This is a genomic window from Hymenobacter sp. BT559 (genome assembly GCF_017571525.1).
Taxonomy (GTDB): domain Bacteria; phylum Bacteroidota; class Bacteroidia; order Cytophagales; family Hymenobacteraceae; genus Hymenobacter; species Hymenobacter ginsengisoli.
In genome coordinates this window covers 99,400-117,132 of record NZ_JAGETY010000013.1, presented here as the reverse complement: position 1 = coordinate 117,132, position 17,733 = coordinate 99,400, and the positions used below count along the sequence as shown (strand labels likewise).

Sequence of the window (17,733 nt, the reverse complement as noted above, 5' to 3'; positions counted from 1 at the left end):
GGCGTTTTTGACGTACTTAGGGTACTGGGCATGCGGCAAGCCGCCGCGCGGCCCCTACATTTGGCTTTCTTCCTAATTTTTTCCTGAATGTTCTCCCCCCGCCTCAAAATTGGCTCCTACGCTGGCCTGGTGGCCGCCGTATTTGGGTTGGCTTCTTACCGCTTTTATGAGCACAGTGGCCCGCAGGCTGCGCCCGGCAAAGAGCAAGTGCTGGTGGGTACCATCGTGCAAGGCTTGTCGCAGGCGCACTACCAGCCCGAGCGCATCGATGATGCGTTCAGCAAGCGTGTGTTTGACCTCGCGCTCAAGCGTTTAGACTACCGCAAGAAATTCCTGTTGCAGTCCGATATCGCGCAGCTGATGAAGTATCAGACGGACATTGACGACGAAACCAAGCGCGGCACGCACGAATTTCTCGACCTGAGCACCAAGCTCATGGCTGAGCGCACCAAGCAGATGCAGGCGCTGGCCCACGAGATTCTGGCCAAGCCCTTCACGTTTGACAACGAGGAGACTATCCAGACGGACTTCGAAAAATCCACCTTCCCGGCCAACGCCGCCGACCAGCGCGAGCAGTGGCGCAAGCTGCTCAAGTATGAGACGCTGACCCGCGTGGCCGAGATGATGGACGAGCAGGACAAGCGCCACGACCGTGCCCGCGTGGCTAGCCTGGCCAAGGAGCCCGCCACCGCCGAGCCCGACCGCACACCCGCCCAGATGGAAGTTGAAGCCCGCAAGCGCGTGCTGAAATACTACGACGAGCAGTTTGCCGACCAGCCCGACACCAACGAGGTGCTGGCCAACTATGCCAACGTCATTGCTAATACCTACGACCCGCACACCGAGTATTTTGCCCCCAAAGACAAGGCCGAGTTCGATGCCCAGCTCACCGGACAGTTTGAAGGTATTGGGGCGCAGCTACAGGAGAAAGACAACCTGATTTACGTTGCCGACATCATTCCGGGTTCGGCTTCATTTCGGCAGGGCGAACTCAAAAAAGGCGACGCCATCCTGCGGGTAGCGCAGGGCGCCGCCGAGCCCGTGAGCGTTGAAGGCTGGCACACGGCCAAGGCCGTGCCGCTCATCAAGGGCAAAAAAGGCTCGGAGGTGCGCCTGACGGTGCGCAAGGCTGACGGCTCAACCAAGATTATTCCCATTATCCGCGACGTGGTGGTGATGGAAGACACGTATGCGCATTCGGCCGTTGTGAACGACCCGAGCGGCATAAAAATCGGCTACCTCAAACTGCCCGCCTTCTACGCCGATTTCAACGACAACGGCGGCCGCTCGTCGGCCGAAGACGTGAAGAAAGAGCTCGCCAAGCTTACGGCCGAAGGTGTGAAAGGCGTCGTGTTTGACCTGCGCTACAACGGCGGTGGCTCGCTCAACGATGCCGTCGAGATGGCCGGGCTCTTTATGCCCAGCGGCCCCATGGTGCAGGTGCACGACAGCCGCGGCGTAACGCAGGTGCTCAACGACAAAGACCCGCGCGTGCAGTACAGCGGCCCGCTGGTGGTGCTTGTGAATAAGTACAGCGCCTCGGCCTCCGAGATTCTGGCCGCTGCTATCCAGGACTACAAGCGCGGCGTTATCATGGGCTCAACCAGCACCTACGGCAAGGGCACGGTGCAGCGCATTATCGACCTCGACGAAACCCTGCCTTCGGAGCTGGCTAGCCTCAAGCCCTTTGGCTCGCTCAAGTTCACGATGCAGAAGTTTTACCGCGTAACCGGTGGCTCGACTCAGTTCAAGGGTGTGGCCTCTGATATCGTGCTGCCCGACGTGCTGTCGTACCTCGACCAGGGCGAAAAGGAATCGGACTACCCGCTGAAGTGGGACGAGATAAAGCCGGCCAGCTATCGCCCCTGGGACGACCAGCCCAACTACGCCAAGCTCGAAGCCAACAGTAAGGCCCGCGTGGCCACTAACCCGGCTTTCCAGCAGATGAACGAGTTGGTGCAGAACCTGCGCAAGCGCAAGAACGAAACCCTTGTATCGCTGAATCTGACCAAGTATCGCGCTATGCAGCACCAGCTCAAGGCCGAATCTGATAAGTATGAGGCTATCCAGAAAACGGCTACCCCGCTAGCCCTAGCCCCGTTGGCTGCCGACCGCCAGGCCGTCGGAGGCGACTCGGTGAAAGTAAACCGCGCCATGCGCTTCACGCGTGGCCTCAATAAGGATATCACTTTAGGCGAAGCCGTAGCCGTTATCAAAGACGAGCAATAATCGCCTCGCTAAAGTAGCCGCTCAGCCAGCCTCATTGCTCGACTTACCGGCTCTTTAGTTATGTACAAAAAAGCCCCCTAGCTACCAGCCAGGGGGTTTTTTTATGCCCATTCAGCATAAGATGCCATGTTATTTTAATGACTTATGCTTCCACTAACATTTTTAGCAAATCGCCTTGATTTTTATTAGCAAATCTGCAACTAAAATCTTTGGCTAACGGTTTACTAAGCATGACTACGAAACCAGAAGCCCGCATTATTCCGCTCATTCCGGCCGACACGTATCAGGCCCCGGTGATGAGCGTTTCGCCCGCCGAAGCGCTGCTCACGCCCGAGGAGCAGGAGCAGCAGCGCCTGGCCGACGAAACCTGGCGCCGCTCTATTCCGGCCCAGGTATTTCTCAACTATTTCTTTGCCCTGAGCTACCACATTCAGGAGGGCGAGAGCCCGCTGGGGGGCCTAGCGCATCTACCCTACTTCCGGCAGCACCAGGCTGAGCTGACCGAGGCCGACGTGACGGCGCTCACCAAGCTGCTGCACGCCTGCTGGAGCACCGAGTATGCGCTGCGCGCCACCGCTGAGCTCGGCGACGAGAACTTCTTGCGCAACGCCTTGCACTGGACATTCCCGCAAGCTTACCATACTATTCTGTCGGGCCTGCAAGCCTTCTTATATACTACCGGCGTGCGCTCGAACAACGCCCAGGTGATTCGCCGCGAGGTGGGCCGCTTGGTGGTGAAGAATGCGTATCCGCGGCCCGTATCGTTCTACGCTGCTGGTGCTTATGGCGACTTCAGCATTCACCGCCTGCCGCTAGCCAGCTACAAGGCCGGGTTGCACATTGCCTCGCAGGAGATTGACGCACAGGCCCAGATTGGGCAGTTCCTGCGCACTACGCGTAAGCAAACGGCTATCGGCGTGCGTCAGCAAGTGCAGGCTAACCCCAACACGGCCATCCGCAGCCAGAAGACTGGCAAGCCGCTCGATAAGTGGACAGCCGCCCACTGGCAGCAGATTACCTGGCGCCTGGGCTACACCACCATCTTCGACCTGCTCGGCCGCCTGCGCATCTCGCAGAGCAGCCGCGAGATTGAGCGCTACGTGGAGGCCGACATTGACTTCCGCTTGTTCCACAGCTCTCTGCTGAGCATTGTGAGCTACCTCAACGGCATCCACGAAACCTACGTGGCCAAGGCCCTGGGCCTGGAGCGCTACGAGCAATTGGTGCGCGAGCTGCCGACCCACCTGCAGCACAGCTTTGTGCAAGAGCGCCTGCGCACCCGCGTGCAGCCCACGCTGCTAGGCGTCGAGCCCGAGCCCGAGCTGAAGATGGCTGCTTAATCTGGACCACGGATTTTTCGGATTACGCGGATTTTGTGAACGATTACCGGCAAAGTAAGCCGCTCCTTTTAGGGGCGGCTTTTTTCGCGTTGTACTTTTGCGGCTCACTTTTTAAAAGCCACATTCTACCCGCTACGGCGGGTGGCTGTCAGGTTTTTCGCTCGGGGTGTCTACAAAATCCGCGTAATCCGAAAAATCCGTCCGAATCCGTGGCTCAGAAACCCTTATGCATCACCTGAGTGAGCAGGAAATCCTGCGCCGCCAAAAACTCGACGAGTTGAAGGCGCTTGGCATTGAGCCCTACCCGTCCGAACTGTTCGACGTCAACTTTTCGGCCCAGGAAATTCACGACAACTACCACCCTGAGCTCAACAACTTCCAGGAAGTGGCCCTAGCCGGCCGCCTTATGTCGGTGCGCGTGATGGGCAAGGCTTCGTTCGCGGAGCTCATGGACTCGTCGGGCCGCATTCAGCTCTACGTAAACCGCGACGAGATTTGCCCCGGCGAGGATAAGACGCTGTACAATACGGTTTTCAAAAAGCTGCTCGACCTCGGCGATTTTATCGGCGTGAAAGGCCACGTATTTAAGACGCAAGTGGGCGAAACGTCCATTCACGTAACCGAGCTGAAAGTGCTGGCCAAGGCCCTGCGCCCGCTGCCGGTAGTGAAGGAGCGTGTTGACGAGGCTACGGGTCAGAAAGTAGTGTATGACGCCTTCACCGACCCCGAGGTGCGCTACCGCCAGCGCTACGTAGACCTGGTGGTGAACCCGCAGGTGCGCGACACCTTCATCAAGCGGACGCAGTTGGTGCAAGCCATGCGCAACTACCTGAACGATAAGGGCTACCTGGAAGTTGAAACGCCGATTCTGCAGCCGCTCTATGGCGGCGCGGCGGCTAGGCCCTTCAAAACGCACCACAACACCCTGGACATGACGCTGTACCTGCGCATTGCCAACGAGTTGTACCTCAAGCGCCTCATCGTGGGCGGCTTCGATGGCGTGTACGAGTTCTCGAAGGACTTCCGCAACGAGGGCATGTCGCGCTTCCACAATCCCGAGTTCACCCAGATGGAGCTCTACGTGGCCTACAAGGACTACGCCTGGATGATGGACCTGGTGGAGGAAATGGTAGAGCGCGTGGCGCTAGCCCTGCACGGCAAAACCGAAGTGCAGGTGGGCGAAAACGTCATCAACTTCCAGCGCCCCTGGCAGCGCTACACCATGTTTGAGGCCATCGAGAAGTTTACCGGTGTGGCTATCGGCGAGATGGACGAGGCCGCGCTGCGCGAAACGGCTAAAACCCTGAAAGTGGGCCTCGACCCGAGCATGGGCAAGTCGAAAATCATTGACGAGATTTTTGGCGAGCACGTCGAGCCTAAGCTCATCCAGCCCACGTTTATTACCGACTACCCGGTAGAGATGTCGCCGCTGGCCAAGAAGCACCGCGACCACCCCGGCCTCGTGGAGCGCTTCGAAGCCATCTGCAACGGCAAGGAAATCTGCAACGCCTTCTCGGAGCTCAACGACCCCATCGACCAGCGCCAGCGCTTCGAGGACCAGCTGGAGCTCGGCAAGCGCGGCGACACCGAAGCCATGGTGCTCGACGAAGACTTCCTGCGTGCCCTCGAATATGGCATGCCGCCCACGGCGGGCCTGGGCATCGGCATCGACCGCCTGAGCATGATTATGACCAATTCGCACTCCATTCAGGACGTGCTCTTCTTCCCGCAGATGCGCCCCGAGGTGGTGGCTCAGGAAAAAACGGAGCCTAGCGCCTCGTAGCAAAGCCGCTAACAGACGCCACAAAAAAAGGCCCGCTCTCAACATAGGAGAGCGGGCCTTTTTACGAAGGGCTTGTACAAACTGCTGCAACTACCAGAAGCTTGCGATGGACCGGCTGATTTTACTAGCAGTATGTTAAATCAACACTCCTAGAATCTCCTACGACCGGCAATTTTACTGATGATTCTCAACAGGCTTCGTTTAAGCCATTTGTATCATGTTTAACGCGGCCAGTGCGCCTGGGTTACGCAAGCCCACAAATTTTTCAAAAAAGTGGCTAGGCTCCCACGCCGGTGCGGTAGCGGCCTTCGCCGGCATCGCCATCGTAGTCGAGGTCGTCGCGGTGGTGCGAGCCGTAGTCGCCCTCGCCCGATACCGACTGCCGGTTGCCGGCCCCCGCTGGCGTGGCCAGGTCGCCGGGCTCGGCATTGTCCATGGAGTTGAAGAGCCGGTCGGCGGCGTCTTTGTCTTCACTCACAGCGGCATCGGGGTTGATGTCAGGGCCCTGGAATTTGGCTATCGCATCCTTTACTTGCTTGCCCAGGTCGCCATTCAGCCATTTTTGGGCCGATGCGCGCAGGCCCTTGCGGGCCTCTTCGCCCGTTTCGGGGGCTAGCAGCAGGCCAGCTACAATGCCGGCCGTGGCGCCGGCTAGCAGCGAAACAATAACTTTTCCGTTGTCTTTTGGCATGAGTGAAAAGTGCGTTAGAAAGTAGATAGAAGGAACAGTTGCTAAAGCTAACGGGGAAGGCAGCCAAGTGGTTAGCCTTCAAACGCAAAAAAGCCCCGCGCCGGGTGGCGTGGGGCTTTTTTAGTAGCTAGCGGGCTAGCTTATTTAGCGGCATCCTTGGCAGCATCGGCGCCTTTGTTTACGGCGTCTTTGGCTTTGTCGGCTACGCTGTCACCTTTGCCGGTGAGGTCGTTGATGATTTTGGTCACTTCCGACTTGCCCTTGCCGAGCTTGTCTTGCAGGCGGCCGAGCAGTTCGTCGCCTTTGCCTTCGGTGTAGGTCAGGTCCTCATCGGTGAGCTGTGCATACTGCTGCTTCAACTTGCCTTTAATTTCGTCCCAGTTGCCTTTGATGTTGAGGCTGCCACCGGCGCCCAGTACACCCAGGTCTTCGAGCTTATCGCTCAGGCCTTTGAATTTGGTTTCGAGGTCAGCGCTGTATTTGTTGAATTGCTCGCCCAGCTGGCCGCCATATTGCTTGGCAGCGCCTTTCCAGTTTTCGAGGGTAGCCGAGCCTTTGTCGGGAGCCAGCAAAATGCCGGCGATAATGCCAGCGCTAGCGCCAGCAAGGGCGGCGAGGAGAATTTTGCCTGCGTTGTTATCTTCTTCGCGGTACGACATGAGAAGGAAAAGAAAAAGGGTAAGGTGAATTGGCCGGGGCCGGCTCGGTACTGGCCGTCAGCCCGGGTTTTGGCAGCTATACGCGCGGCACGGCGAGGGGTTGGGCCAGGGCCTTTTTTTCTTGCGTAGAAGGGCTAGCCGGCGCCCTTTGCCGGCCCATTGCCCGTATAAGCTGGACTTATGCCTCGTTTCTTCCTTCTGCTAGCGCTAGTGTTGGGAACAGCCAGCGCGTGCCAGCGCCAGCCCAGCGCGCCAGCCACTACTGCTTCCGATTGCATCGACCCAAGCCGCGTAAATCCCAGCGGCATCTGCACCATGGAGTACGACCCGGTGTGTGGCTGCAACGGCCTCACCTACGCCAATGCCTGCGTGGCGCGCAATGCGGGCCTGCGCTCCTTTAAGCCCGGCCCCTGCCCTGGCCGGCCGTAATTTCGCGGCCCCGCATTTTCTACCTGCCTTATGTCTGCCGAAAAAAATTACTTCCGCAATACGCAGCCCTTCCGCGTGCCCACCACCGATGGCAAGCTCATCGAAGAGCACGTGGGGCTAGCCAGCTCGCACACTGCCCAGTATAGCGTGGCGCACATGGTGGCGCCGCCGCAATGGAGCGAGCCGCACCAGCGCCCCGAGTTCGACGAAATCACCATCGTAGTGCGTGGCCGCAAGCGCTTCGAGATAGACGGCGACGTGGTGGAGCTGGCAGCCGGCGAGTCGCTGCTCATAAAAGCGGGTGCGCGGGTGCGCTATTCCAACCCTTTTGATGCTGAGTGCGAGTATTGGTCGGTGTGCGTGCCCGCTTTCAGCCCGGCCACCGTACACCGCGAAGAATAAGCCCGGCTTTACTGCATACATGACCACTACCATCATTGCTTCCTTTCCGTTTCTAAACCTGGTGCTGCACAGCGGTGGCCCGCACAACGTGCTCGAAACCGAGTGGCTGGGCTTTGCCGGCAGCACCGCGTTTCGGGCGGCGCTGGTTGAGGCGCTGCGCTTTGCCCGGCTGCACCACGTCACGGGCTGGGTGGCCGACGACCGCCGCCTGGGCGCCGTGCGCCCCAAAGACCTGGAGTGGACGCACACCGAGGTGCTGGTGCCGCTGGGCGAGCTGGGCGTGGAGCGCTTTGCGCACCTCGAATCGGAAGAAGTAATGAATCGCATTACCATCGACGGCATGTATCAGCGCAGCGTGCCGGGCTTGCCATATGAGTTTCGGCACTTTACCTCGCTGCCAGCGGCCAGGGCCTGGGCGGTGGGGCTAGTGGAATAGGTATTATGGAAGAAGTTTGGGTATTTCACGGCGCAGGCGGCCGGTTTACTAGTGGCGTATTTGCTTCACAAGTACAAGCTGAGGAATTTATAACGCGCTACCGCCTAACGGGCTGCCTCACTAAGTACCCGCTGGGCATCAGTGCCTACGACTGGGCCATTGAGCAGCAGCTCTTCAAGCCAACAAAGCCTCAGCATTACGAAGCTGGCTTTATTCAACGCTTTACCGACGCTAGCCAAGAGCATTATCATTACGACCCCGATGATTTAGGCTGATTTAATTGCTACGTTTATTGGGTCCATCGGCCACTCATTTCCCGTTTTCGTTGTTATCACTCCAACGAAATCAACTACTTCGCTTTTGTCAACCGAAACTATTCTCCCCTACGCCGAGCCCTACGCCATTGAGCAGGAGCTGCGCCGCGTGCAGGGCTTGCTCAAGCTAGAGCAACAAGAAGACTTAGAGCAGTTTAAGCTCAAGAATGCCAAGGCTACTATTCAGGAGCGTCAGCAGCGCGGGCTGACCTGGTACCCCGTCACCATTACGCAGGAAGACGTGGGCTTTGGCGGTAAAGTGGTGTTGGAGCTGGAGCGCCCGGCCGGGCAGCAGGGCCTGCATTTGTTCCAGGTGGGTAAGAACGCGGCCTTGTTTGGTAATATGCCAGGTCGCTCGGCTACCGACCGGCCCACGCTCAGTGGCGTTATCACCAGCGTGCGGCGCAACAAACTGACCCTGGCCACTGCCAAGGAAGACCTGCCCGACTGGATACACGAAGGCGGCAAGCTGGGCATCGACCTCACCTTCGACGAGGTGAGCTACCGCGAGATGGACTACGCCCTGGGCAAGGTAATGGGCGCCTACGGCGACCGCCTGGCCGAGCTGCGCGACATCTTGCTAGGGGCCAAACCCGCCCGCTTCCGCCAAGAGAAAGCCGACGACCTCTTCTACCCCAGCCCGCTCAACGAGAGCCAGCTGGCGGCCGTGCGCCACGTGCAGGCTGCCCAGGATGTGGCCATCATCCACGGCCCGCCCGGCACGGGCAAGACGACCACGCTGGTGCAGGCCATTCTGGAAACCATCCGGCGCGAGCGCCGGGTGCTGGTGTGCGCCCCAAGCAATACGGCTGTGGATTTGCTCACCGAAAAGCTGGCTGAGCGCGGCGTCAACGTCATTCGCATGGGTAACCCGAGCCGGGTGAGCGACCTGCTTTTAGAGCATACGCTCGACGCCCAGGTGATGGCCCACAAGCGCTACGGCGAGCTGCGCTCGATGCGCCAGACGGCCGAGCAGTACCGCGAGGAAGCCGGCAAGCACGTGCGCCACTTTGGCTGGGAAGAGCGCGAGCAGCGCCGCTTGCTAAAGGAAGAAGCCCGCGCCCTGCACCAGGAAGCCGATGGCCTAGAGCGCTACATTACCGAAGACCTGCTGGAGCAGGTACAGGTGATTACCTGCACGCTTGTGGGGGCCAGCAATCGTAATATCCGCCACCTCACCTACGAGACGGTGTTTATCGACGAGGCGGCCCAGGCCCTGGAGCCCGGCTGCTGGATTCCGATTGCCAAGGCGGGCCGCGTGGTGCTGGCCGGCGACCACCAGCAGCTGCCACCCACCGTGAAAAGTGAGAAAGCTGGTGCCCTGCGCGAAACGCTGTTTGAGAAAGCCATCAAGCGCCAACCCGAGGCTAGCCGCATGCTGGAAGTGCAGTACCGCATGCACGAGCAGATTATGCAGTTTTCGTCGGAGCAGTTTTATGACGGCCGCCTGGTGGCTGCGCCTACCGTGGCCCACGCTGGCCTGGAGGCCTATGACCTGCGCTTTGCGCCCGACCTGCCGGTCGAGTTTCTGGACACGGCTGGCTTTGGCATGCAGGAAATCACCATCCCGGAAAGCCGCTCTACGGCCAACCCCGAGGAGGCCGACCTGCTGCTGAAGCGGCTAGCCCAGCTACTGGAGCCCTACGACCAGGTAGACCACGAAGCCGACCCACTCAGCATCGGCGTCATTGCCCCCTACCGCGCCCAGATTAACTACCTAAAGGATGCCGTGGAGGAAAACGACGAGCTCAGTGGCCTGCTGCTGCACCGGCAGCTGACTATTGGCACCGTCGATGCCTTTCAGGGCCAGGAGCGCGATATCATCGCTATCAGCCTCACGCGCAGTAACGGACACGGCGAAATCGGCTTCCTATCCGACATCCGCCGCATGAACGTGGGCATGACCCGCGCCCGCAAAAAGCTGCTGCTCATTGGCGATTCGTCTACGCTAGGGGCCCATCCGTTTTACAAAGCGTTTCTTGACTACGTAGAGCGCATAGGAGGCTACCGCACTGCGTGGGAATTGCAGGAGTAGCGCTAGCGGGTACCTCATCCCCGGCCCCTCTCCTTGGGGAGAGCCTAGCGATTTTAAAACGCATAATTAAAAAAGCTCGCAGCTAGTGCTGCGAGCTTTTTTAATGACCTGATATTCTAGCGCCGCCGTGGCTCCCCTCTCCTCAAGGAGAGGGGCCGGGGGTGAGGTACCCCTCCAAGACGAGGCTAACGCTAATACACTTCCTTCGGCCGGTTGGCCGGGGACGTGCCGAAGGCGCGGTTGGGCTGCGGGCCCATGGTGAGTTGCAGGGTGCCGCCCGCCACGATGTCGCGGTGCAGCAGGTAGCTGTTGGCATAGGGCTTACCATTGAGGCTAGCCGATTGAATATAAATATTTTGTGGACTGTTGTTCACCGCTGTTACGACGAAGGTTTTGCCTTGGGGCAGGCGAATGGTAGCCTTATCGACTAGCGGGCTGCCTAGCACGTAGGCCCCGCTGCTGGGGCTGACGGGGTAGAAACCCATCGCCGACATGATGTACCAGGCCGACATCTGGCCGCAGTCCTCGTTGCCGCTGATGCCGTCGGGCTTATCCTTGTACATCTCGCGCAGCACCTGGCGCACTTTCTCGGCGGTTTTCCACTGCTGGCCGGCGTAGGCGTAGAGGTAAGTGGTGGCGTGGCTAGGCTCATTGCCGTGGGCATACATGCCGATGAGGCCCGAAATATCGGGCGAGGCCTGGGTACCCAGGTTGCCCTTCACAATAAACAAACTGTCAAGCTTTTCGACAAACGACGCCTCGGTGCCAAACAGCTTTATCAGCCCTGGCACATCGTGCGGCACCAGCCAGGTGTATTGCCAGGCGTTGCCTTCGGTATAAGGGTTTTGTCGGTGAATAGACTGAAAGGCATCGAACGGCAGCTGAAACTTGCCATCGGCCGTGACGCCGCGCATGAAGCGGGTCTTTGGGTCGAAATACTTCTGGTAGTACTTGGCGCGCTTGGTGTAGGCATCGTAGGCCTCCTTGTCGCCTACCTTCTTGGCTACCTGCGCAATGCTCCAGTCGTCGATGGCGTATTCCATGGCTTTGGCTACCGACTCGTTTTCCTTATCGGCCGGAATGAAGCCCAGCGTTTTCACATACTCCACGCCTTCGTCGTCGCGGGTGCTGGCTTGCTTGAGGGCGGCGAGCACCTGGCGGCCATCGAGGCCAGGCGTACCCTTGAGGTAGGCCTCGGCTAGGGCCGGCACGGCGCTGTAGCCCACCATGGTGTTGGTTTCGTTGCCCATGAGGTGCCAGATGGGCAGCTTGCCCTGCTGCCGACCGATGGCCAGCATAGCCTGCATCATATCAGGCACCCGCTCGGGCTGGGCCAGCGTAAACAGCGACTGCTCAGTACGATACGTATCCCAGAGCGAGAAGATGGTGTAGTTCTGAAACGGCGCCTTGGGGTACACCTTGCCATCGGTGCCGCGGTAGTCGTGGTTGGCATCATTGAACAGCGCCGGCGCAAACCAGGCGTGGTAGAGCGCCGTGTAGAAGGTGCGGCGCACCACCGGGTCCTTGCTCTCGATGGTGACCTTGGCTAGCTCCTTATTCCACTTGGCTTCAGCGGCTTTTTGCACGACGCCAAAGTCCCAGCCCGGAATCTCCGCCTGGATGTTGGCCAGCGCATTTTGCGGGCTCACCGGCGAAATGCCCACTTTGAGCACCAGCGTTCCCGGCGCCTTGGCGAAGCTGAGCACGCCCTTCACTGCTGCGCCCTTGCCCGATTTGCCGGCTAGGGCCTGCGCCTCATTATACAAGGCGAATGCAGGCACCGGCGCCGAAGTCTTGATAGCGAAGAACAGCTGCTGGTGGTCGGCCCAGCCGTGCGAAAAGCGATGGCCGATAAACGTTTGCGCATCAACTTGTTCGAGGTAGGTATCGGTGGCCTTGTCGTCGTTGCCTTCCTTCAAATCAATGATGACGTGGGCCGGCTTGCCATTGGCCGGGAAAGTGTAGCGGTGCATGCCTACGCGCTCAGTACTCGTGAGCTCGGCCCGGATGCCGTAGTCGTCGAGGGTCACGGCGTAGTAGCCAGGCTTGGCCACTTCGCGCTGGTGCGAGAAGCGCGAGAGGTAGCCCTGGTGCGGCGCCTTCTGCTGGCCCTTGTCGGTCTTGATAGCCCCGGTGTAGGGCATAATGAGCACGTCGCCGAGGTCGGAGCCACCGGTGCCGCTGAGGTGCGTGTGCGAAAAGCCGGTGAGCAGGCTATCGGAATAATGGTAGCCCGAGCACCAGTCCCAGCCCTTGAAAATATTCTGCGGCCCTAGCTGCACCGCCCCAAACGGCACGTTGGCGCCCACAAACACGTGCCCATGCCCACCCGAGCCAATAAGCGGGTCCACGTAAGAGGTCAGCTGCTGAGCCTGGGCCGGGCGAGGCCCTAGCAGCAGGCCCGCGCCTACCAGGCATCCTGTCAGCCAATGAGTTACCTTATAAGTGCACGACGCAGACACTGAACGCATAAAGCAGTCAAAAGAAAGGTGGGAAAACAACGAACCTGAAACGATTTAGCCCGGCTAGCCACACCAGGGCCAGCGCATGGCACAAAAGCCGAAGCCTATGCAGCAACAAATGTGAGCCAGAAAATACGCACGGCGAACTCGCTGGCCTACACAACGCTGGCTAGACCCTCGAAAAGCCCGCTGCCGGTCGGCGCTAGTCGGCAGCTGTCATCATCTTTGTGACGTCATGCAGCAAGAGAAAAGAACAGTATCGTTTACCCAAAATGAGTCCTCAAGGCAGCTCGAAATCTGCGCCGGCTCACTAGCCTCGGCCCTGGCCGCGCAGGCCGGCGGCGCGCACCGCATCGAGCTGTGCCAAAACCTGGAGCAAGGCGGTATAACGCCTTCTTACGGCCTGATTCAGCAGGTGCTCCGGCGGCTTACCATTCCGGTAATGGTGCTGATTCGGCCCCGGCCGGGCAACTTCTGCTACAGCCCCGACGAGCAGGCCATTATGCTGGCCGACATTGCCCAGTGCCGGGCGCTAGGGTGCGCCGGCGTGGTAGTAGGCGCCCTCGACGAGGCCGGCCGCATCGACCTGCCCAGCTGCCGCGCTTTGATTGAAGCCGCTGGCCCCCTGCAAGTTACTTTCCACCGCGCCTTCGATGCCTGCCCCGACCAAGCGCAGGCCCTGACCGACATCATCGGCCTGGGCTGCCACCGGGTGCTGACCTCGGGTGGGCAGGCTAGCGCGCTGGCCGGGCAGGCACAGCTGGCGGCGCTGGTGCGGCAGGCGGCCGGGCGCATCAGCATTATGCCGGGCGCGGGCATTACGCCGGCCACGCTGCCGGCCCTGCTGGCGGCTACGGGGGCCCACGAGTTTCATGGCAGCGCCCGGCGGCTGGTGGCTAGCCCTGCGGCCGCCAAAGCCACCGCGTTTGACGTGCCGCGCTGGGAAACGGATGCAGCTATCGTTGCCGAACTGGCGGCGCAGTTGGCGTCTTAAACCCGCTGATTTACAACTGTAAGTTCACTGCTTAAAAGACGCATCCAAGTACTAACCGGTCAGACGGATGTAAGCCCTTCGACTAGTTGGTATCTGGGCAAATGGACGAATAAGGCTGAATGGCTGACTTACAAATAAAAAGACTCAGCCGGAAACCAGTCGGACGGCGTGCAGGAGTCGGACTAGGGCACAAAAAAGCGCGGCGTGCCAGTATAGCACGCCGCGCTTTTTTGTGAGCTTATTCCCTTACGGCAGGTCGATTACCGACTCGGTATGCGGGGCATCCGACTTCGTATTCACGAATTTTTTGTCGGGCTTGTCGTAGTCTGAAATGAGTAGCTGCTTGCCTTTGAGCAGCACTTCGGCAGGCTGGTCGAGCTTGCCGCCGGCGCCGTTGGTGTCGCCGTTGCGAGCCAGAATAGTGTGGGCGCCGGTCTTCAAATCAACCACGTCAATCGAGTTGAGGCGCGACACGCAGATATAGGCTTTATCAGTGGCGCGGTCGATGACCAAGCCGTCGATGCACGGAATTTTGGGGCTAGCCACCTGCACGGCTTCCTGGCTGGCAAAGGTGCCGTCGGGCTTGAGCGTGACGCGGTAGAGCGTGCCGTCGCCATAGGAGCCGGTGTAGACACGGCCCTGGCTGTCGTAGTCGATGCCATCGGCGCCGTTGTCAATGCCCGTTTCGTTCACCGTGGTCGTGAACATGGCCAGCACGTGCGGGTCCTTGGTTTTGGGCTTGAGGTGGAGGGTGGTGCCGGGCTTCAAGTCGCTCAGCTTGAAGTGCATAATGGCGCTGCCCTTGTCGTTGTCGGGCAGGTCCCACTGGCTGTCGGTTACGTATAGGTCTTTGCCCTTCCATACTATCCCATTGGCCAGAGCAAAGCCATCGACGGCCGTTTCAATCTTGCCGGGCTTGCCGCCACTCATCAGCACCCGCATCAGGCGCGACTTGTAGTCCTTGCTGTTTTCGTACTGGTTTTCAGCGTAATACAAATTGCCGTCGGGCCCTATGGCCAGGTCCATCGGGGTGGCGTGCTTGGTGGTGGGCTCGGGCGGCAGGTTGTTGATGAACGGCTTGTAGCCATTGGCCGTCAGCTCTACAATGCGGGCCGGGTACTTGTTGTCGGCCAGGTTGGGCACCGACAAAAATACCCGCCCATCGGGGGCTAGCGCCAGGCCGTCGGGCGTGTTGAGCGAGTCGGGGAAGGTGGCCAGCAGGCGCGGCGTGGCGCCTTGGGTGGCACTGTCGGTTTTGGCTTGGGTTTCGGCCGACTTGTCGGTGGCATCGGCCGTGGCCTGCTTCTCGGCCGATTGCTGTGGGCCGCAGCCAGCCAGCAGGCCAGCTCCTAGCAGGGCAGCTGCCCAGCCGTAATATGAGAGTCGCATGAACAAAAATTTGATTATGAATAACTAAGCAGCCGTACGCGTTGGGCTAGCCTGAGGTTATCACATCGGCATTTCTGGCGCTGGCTCAGCTTTTTTTAACGAAATCATAGACTCGACTTTTTCCCTCGGTAGTGGTTTGGCGTTCAAGGCTTCAGTGGGCTAGGCGGCAGCGCAACCGCGACTGTTGCCTTATGCCTGAGGTTTTTTGCCTCAACCCTGCCCCTGCTGGCTCGTTTAGGCAAGCAGTTTTTCCGACTCTATTCCTTTTCCACATGCCCGATAAACCCCTCGCCAAGCAGACCCACGAAGACGTGGTTGGCAACCCGAAAACCGATGAAATGGCCATGAACCGCGAAGACGGCTACGGCACTTTCCTGACCACCAACCAGGGCCTGCGCGTCAACGACGACCAGAACCAGCTCAAGGCCGGCGAGCGCGGCCCCTCGCTGCTCGAAGACTTCATCTACCGCGAAAAGATGACGCACTTCGACCACGAGCGCATTCCGGAGCGCGTGGTGCACGCCCGCGGGGTGGCCGCTCACGGCTACTTTCAGGCCTACGATGACAATGCCAACCTGAGCCGCGCCGCGTTTTTGCAGCCCGGCGCCGTCACGCCGGTGTTTACCCGTTTTTCGACCGTGGCCGGCTCGCGGGGGTCTAGCGACCTGGCGCGCGACGTGCGCGGCTTTGCCGTGAAATTCTACACCGAGGAAGGCGTGTATGATTTGGTCGGCAATAACATGCCGGTGTTTTTCATTCAGGACGCCATCAAATTTCCCGACTTCGTGCACGCCGTGAAGCCCGAGCCGCACAACGAGATTCCGCAGGCGGCGTCGGCCCACGACACGTTCTACGACTTCATTTCCATCAACCCCGAAACCACGCACATGCTGCTGTGGGTGATGAGCGACCGCTCGCTGCCGCGCAGCCTGCGCATGATGGAGGGCTTCGGCGTACACACTTTCCGGCTGGTGAATGCCGAAGGAAAGGCCCGCTTCGTGAAGTTTCACTGGAAGCCGCTGCTCGGCACCCACTCCATAGCCTGGGAAGAAGCGCAGCAGATTTCGGGCAAAGACCCCGACTTCCACCGCCGCGACCTCTGGAATAACATCGAAGGCGGCAACTACCCCGAGTGGGAGCTGGGCGTGCAGGTGGTAGAAGAGGAAGACGAGCGCAAGTTCGATTTCGATATTCTGGACGCGACCAAGCTCATCCCGGAGGAGCAGGTGCCGGTTATCAAGCTGGGCAAGATGGTGCTCAACCGTAACGTAGACAACTACTTTGCCGAAACCGAGCAGGTGGCGTTCTGCCTGAGCCACATCGTGCCGGGCGTCGACTTCTCGAATGACCCGCTGCTGCAAGGCCGCTTGTTTTCGTACCTCGACACCCAGCTCAAGCGTCTGGGCGGCCCCAATTTCCACGAGATTCCGATTAACCGCTCGCTAGCCCCCATCCACAACAACCAGCGCGATGGGCACATGCGCCAGACCATCAATAAGGGCAACGTGGCCTACGGCGTGAATAAGCTCAACCACGGCTACCCCCAGCAGGCCAAGGCGAGCGAAGGCGGCTTTACGTCGACCTACGAGCGCGTAGAAGGCCACAAAATCCGGCTGCGCAGCAAGAGCTTCGTAGACCACTACAGCCAGGCGCGCCTATTCTGGAACAGCCAGACCGACGTGGAGAAGATGCACATTGTGAAAGCCTTGCGCTTCGAGCTCAGCCACGTGCAGCACGACGAAATACGCGAGCGCACTGTGCTGCAGCTATCCCAGGTAGCCCATGACCTGGCCAGCCGCGTGGCCGAAGGCCTGGGTATGGCCGTGCCCTCGGCTAATGGGGTGCAGCTGAACCTGGCCGTGCCGGCCGATGGCAACGTGGCCCACTACCAGTCGGGCCCGGTGAAAAACGCCGACGCCAGCTCGGCGGCGCTCAGTATAGCCGCCGATAGCCCCATCAATAAAGGCAAAGGCAGCATTAAAACCCGCCAGATTGCTATTCTGGCCACCGATGGCGCCGACGTAGCTGCCATTGGCGAGCTGATGAAGACGCTGATGGAACAAGGCGCCCAAACGGCCATCGTGGCCACGCACCTAGGCACGCTGAAAGGCAAAGACGGCCAGGAAATCCTGATTAACTGGACGTTCCAGAACACGGCCTCGGTGCTGTTTGATGCCGTGTACGTGGCTGGGGGGGCTAGCAGCGTGCAAAAGCTGACCCAGGATGCTGACGCCGTGCGCTTCGTCAACGAGGCGTTTCGCCACTGCAAGCCCATCGCGGCTTCGGCCGAGGGCGTCGAGCTGCTTAAGGCGGCTGCCTACCCCGGCGCCACCGATATCCTGAGTGCCGATGGCGTGGTGACGAGCACCGACAACAAGGTGGCCAGCTTGGCCAAAGACTTCAGCAAGGCCATTGCGCACCACCGCTTCTGGAGCCGCGAGCTGAAGGCCATGCCTGCCTAGTAAGCTGCGCCGTAGCAAACAAATTCCCTCGCCGCCCGTTGGGTAAGGCGAGGGAATTTTCATTTACCCCTCACGTCCGCAGCGGCAAAAGATGGCCTGGCGGCTTTT

The 17,733-nt window shown here is 59.8% G+C and carries 14 protein-coding genes; 10 read left to right on the top strand and 4 right to left on the bottom strand.

The genetic code is table 11. The features are described 5' to 3' along the window. Window positions 1-87 precede the first annotated feature (87 nt). The 3 genes from J4D99_RS17075 to lysS all read left to right on the top strand — a co-directional run bounded on the left by J4D99_RS17075 (window position 88) and on the right by lysS (window position 5,352). Window positions 88-2,229, top strand: a complete 2,142-nt coding sequence (locus J4D99_RS17075) for a carboxy terminal-processing peptidase (RefSeq protein WP_208132944.1) — start codon at window positions 88-90, stop codon at window positions 2,227-2,229. A 230-nt stretch (window positions 2,230-2,459) separates the two neighbouring features. Beyond that, complete coding sequence (locus J4D99_RS17070) at window positions 2,460-3,569, top strand: hypothetical protein (protein ID WP_236018719.1); 1,110 nt, start codon at window positions 2,460-2,462, stop codon at window positions 3,567-3,569. 226 nt (window positions 3,570-3,795) lie between these two features. Next, complete coding sequence (lysS, locus tag J4D99_RS17065; RefSeq protein WP_208132943.1) at window positions 3,796-5,352, top strand: lysine--tRNA ligase; 1,557 nt, start codon at window positions 3,796-3,798, stop codon at window positions 5,350-5,352. Between the two features lie 277 nt (window positions 5,353-5,629). Here the strand turns inward: lysS and J4D99_RS17060 are convergent, their stop codons facing one another. Both J4D99_RS17060 and J4D99_RS22235 read right to left on the bottom strand, forming a co-directional pair. Further along, window positions 5,630-6,043, bottom strand: coding sequence for a YtxH domain-containing protein (locus J4D99_RS17060; RefSeq protein WP_208132942.1), 414 nt, complete (start codon window positions 6,041-6,043; stop codon window positions 5,630-5,632). A gap of 140 nt (window positions 6,044-6,183) precedes the next feature. Continuing rightward, on the bottom strand, window positions 6,184-6,702 hold the full coding sequence (locus J4D99_RS22235) for a CsbD family protein (RefSeq protein ID WP_208132941.1): 519 nt from the start codon (window positions 6,700-6,702) through the stop codon (window positions 6,184-6,186). Between the two features lie 180 nt (window positions 6,703-6,882). On the opposite strand from J4D99_RS22235, the gene J4D99_RS17050 reads away from it, so the two are divergent. The 5 genes from J4D99_RS17050 to J4D99_RS17030 all read left to right on the top strand — a co-directional run bounded on the left by J4D99_RS17050 (window position 6,883) and on the right by J4D99_RS17030 (window position 10,318). Then, window positions 6,883-7,131: a Kazal-type serine protease inhibitor domain-containing protein gene (locus J4D99_RS17050; protein ID WP_208132940.1), complete on the top strand. Its 249-nt coding sequence runs from the start codon at window positions 6,883-6,885 to the stop codon at window positions 7,129-7,131. Between the two features lie 30 nt (window positions 7,132-7,161). Next, window positions 7,162-7,533 (top strand): cupin domain-containing protein, encoded by a 372-nt coding sequence (locus tag J4D99_RS17045; protein ID WP_208132939.1) that lies wholly within the window; start codon window positions 7,162-7,164, stop codon window positions 7,531-7,533. Window positions 7,534-7,552: 19 nt separating this feature from the next. Next, window positions 7,553-7,969, top strand: coding sequence for a hypothetical protein (locus J4D99_RS17040; protein WP_208132938.1), 417 nt, complete (start codon window positions 7,553-7,555; stop codon window positions 7,967-7,969). Window positions 7,970-7,974: 5 nt separating this feature from the next. Beyond that, window positions 7,975-8,244 carry a DUF7710 domain-containing protein gene (locus tag J4D99_RS17035; protein ID WP_208132937.1) on the top strand — a complete coding sequence of 90 codons (270 nt, stop codon included), beginning with the start codon at window positions 7,975-7,977 and terminating at the stop codon, window positions 8,242-8,244. An 85-nt stretch (window positions 8,245-8,329) separates the two neighbouring features. Next, on the top strand, window positions 8,330-10,318 hold the full coding sequence (locus J4D99_RS17030) for an AAA domain-containing protein (RefSeq protein WP_213019581.1): 1,989 nt from the start codon (window positions 8,330-8,332) through the stop codon (window positions 10,316-10,318). 191 nt (window positions 10,319-10,509) lie between these two features. On the opposite strand, the gene J4D99_RS17025 is transcribed toward J4D99_RS17030, so the two are convergent. Then, complete coding sequence (locus J4D99_RS17025) at window positions 10,510-12,789, bottom strand: GH92 family glycosyl hydrolase (RefSeq protein WP_208132936.1); 2,280 nt, start codon at window positions 12,787-12,789, stop codon at window positions 10,510-10,512. Window positions 12,790-13,015: 226 nt separating this feature from the next. On the opposite strand from J4D99_RS17025, the gene J4D99_RS17020 reads away from it, so the two are divergent. Continuing rightward, complete coding sequence (locus tag J4D99_RS17020; RefSeq protein WP_208132935.1) at window positions 13,016-13,774, top strand: copper homeostasis protein CutC; 759 nt, start codon at window positions 13,016-13,018, stop codon at window positions 13,772-13,774. A gap of 246 nt (window positions 13,775-14,020) precedes the next feature. Here the strand turns inward: J4D99_RS17020 and J4D99_RS17015 are convergent, their stop codons facing one another. Continuing rightward, window positions 14,021-15,163 (bottom strand): SMP-30/gluconolactonase/LRE family protein, encoded by a 1,143-nt coding sequence (locus J4D99_RS17015; protein WP_208132934.1) that lies wholly within the window; start codon window positions 15,161-15,163, stop codon window positions 14,021-14,023. A 272-nt stretch (window positions 15,164-15,435) separates the two neighbouring features. On the opposite strand from J4D99_RS17015, the gene J4D99_RS17010 reads away from it, so the two are divergent. Further along, window positions 15,436-17,625 (top strand): catalase, encoded by a 2,190-nt coding sequence (locus J4D99_RS17010; RefSeq protein WP_208132933.1) that lies wholly within the window; start codon window positions 15,436-15,438, stop codon window positions 17,623-17,625. The last annotated feature ends 108 nt before the right edge of the window (window positions 17,626-17,733 follow it).

Coding starts and splice junctions, on each gene's coding strand:
- J4D99_RS17045 (WP_208132939.1), top strand. CDS start 7,162: ATGTCTGCCGAAAAAAATTACTTCCGCAATACGCAGCCCTTCCGCGTG.
- J4D99_RS17070 (WP_236018719.1), top strand. CDS start 2,460: ATGACTACGAAACCAGAAGCCCGCATTATTCCGCTCATTCCGGCCGAC.
- J4D99_RS17010 (WP_208132933.1), top strand. CDS start 15,436: ATGCCCGATAAACCCCTCGCCAAGCAGACCCACGAAGACGTGGTTGGC.
- J4D99_RS17050 (WP_208132940.1), top strand. CDS start 6,883: ATGCCTCGTTTCTTCCTTCTGCTAGCGCTAGTGTTGGGAACAGCCAGC.
- J4D99_RS17015 (WP_208132934.1), bottom strand. CDS start 15,163: ATGCGACTCTCATATTACGGCTGGGCAGCTGCCCTGCTAGGAGCTGGC.
- J4D99_RS17025 (WP_208132936.1), bottom strand. CDS start 12,789: ATGCGTTCAGTGTCTGCGTCGTGCACTTATAAGGTAACTCATTGGCTG.
- J4D99_RS17060 (WP_208132942.1), bottom strand. CDS start 6,043: ATGCCAAAAGACAACGGAAAAGTTATTGTTTCGCTGCTAGCCGGCGCC.
- J4D99_RS17075 (WP_208132944.1), top strand. CDS start 88: ATGTTCTCCCCCCGCCTCAAAATTGGCTCCTACGCTGGCCTGGTGGCC.
- J4D99_RS17035 (WP_208132937.1), top strand. CDS start 7,975: ATGGAAGAAGTTTGGGTATTTCACGGCGCAGGCGGCCGGTTTACTAGT.
- lysS (WP_208132943.1), top strand. CDS start 3,796: ATGCATCACCTGAGTGAGCAGGAAATCCTGCGCCGCCAAAAACTCGAC.
- J4D99_RS17020 (WP_208132935.1), top strand. CDS start 13,016: ATGCAGCAAGAGAAAAGAACAGTATCGTTTACCCAAAATGAGTCCTCA.
- J4D99_RS22235 (WP_208132941.1), bottom strand. CDS start 6,702: ATGTCGTACCGCGAAGAAGATAACAACGCAGGCAAAATTCTCCTCGCC.
- J4D99_RS17040 (WP_208132938.1), top strand. CDS start 7,553: ATGACCACTACCATCATTGCTTCCTTTCCGTTTCTAAACCTGGTGCTG.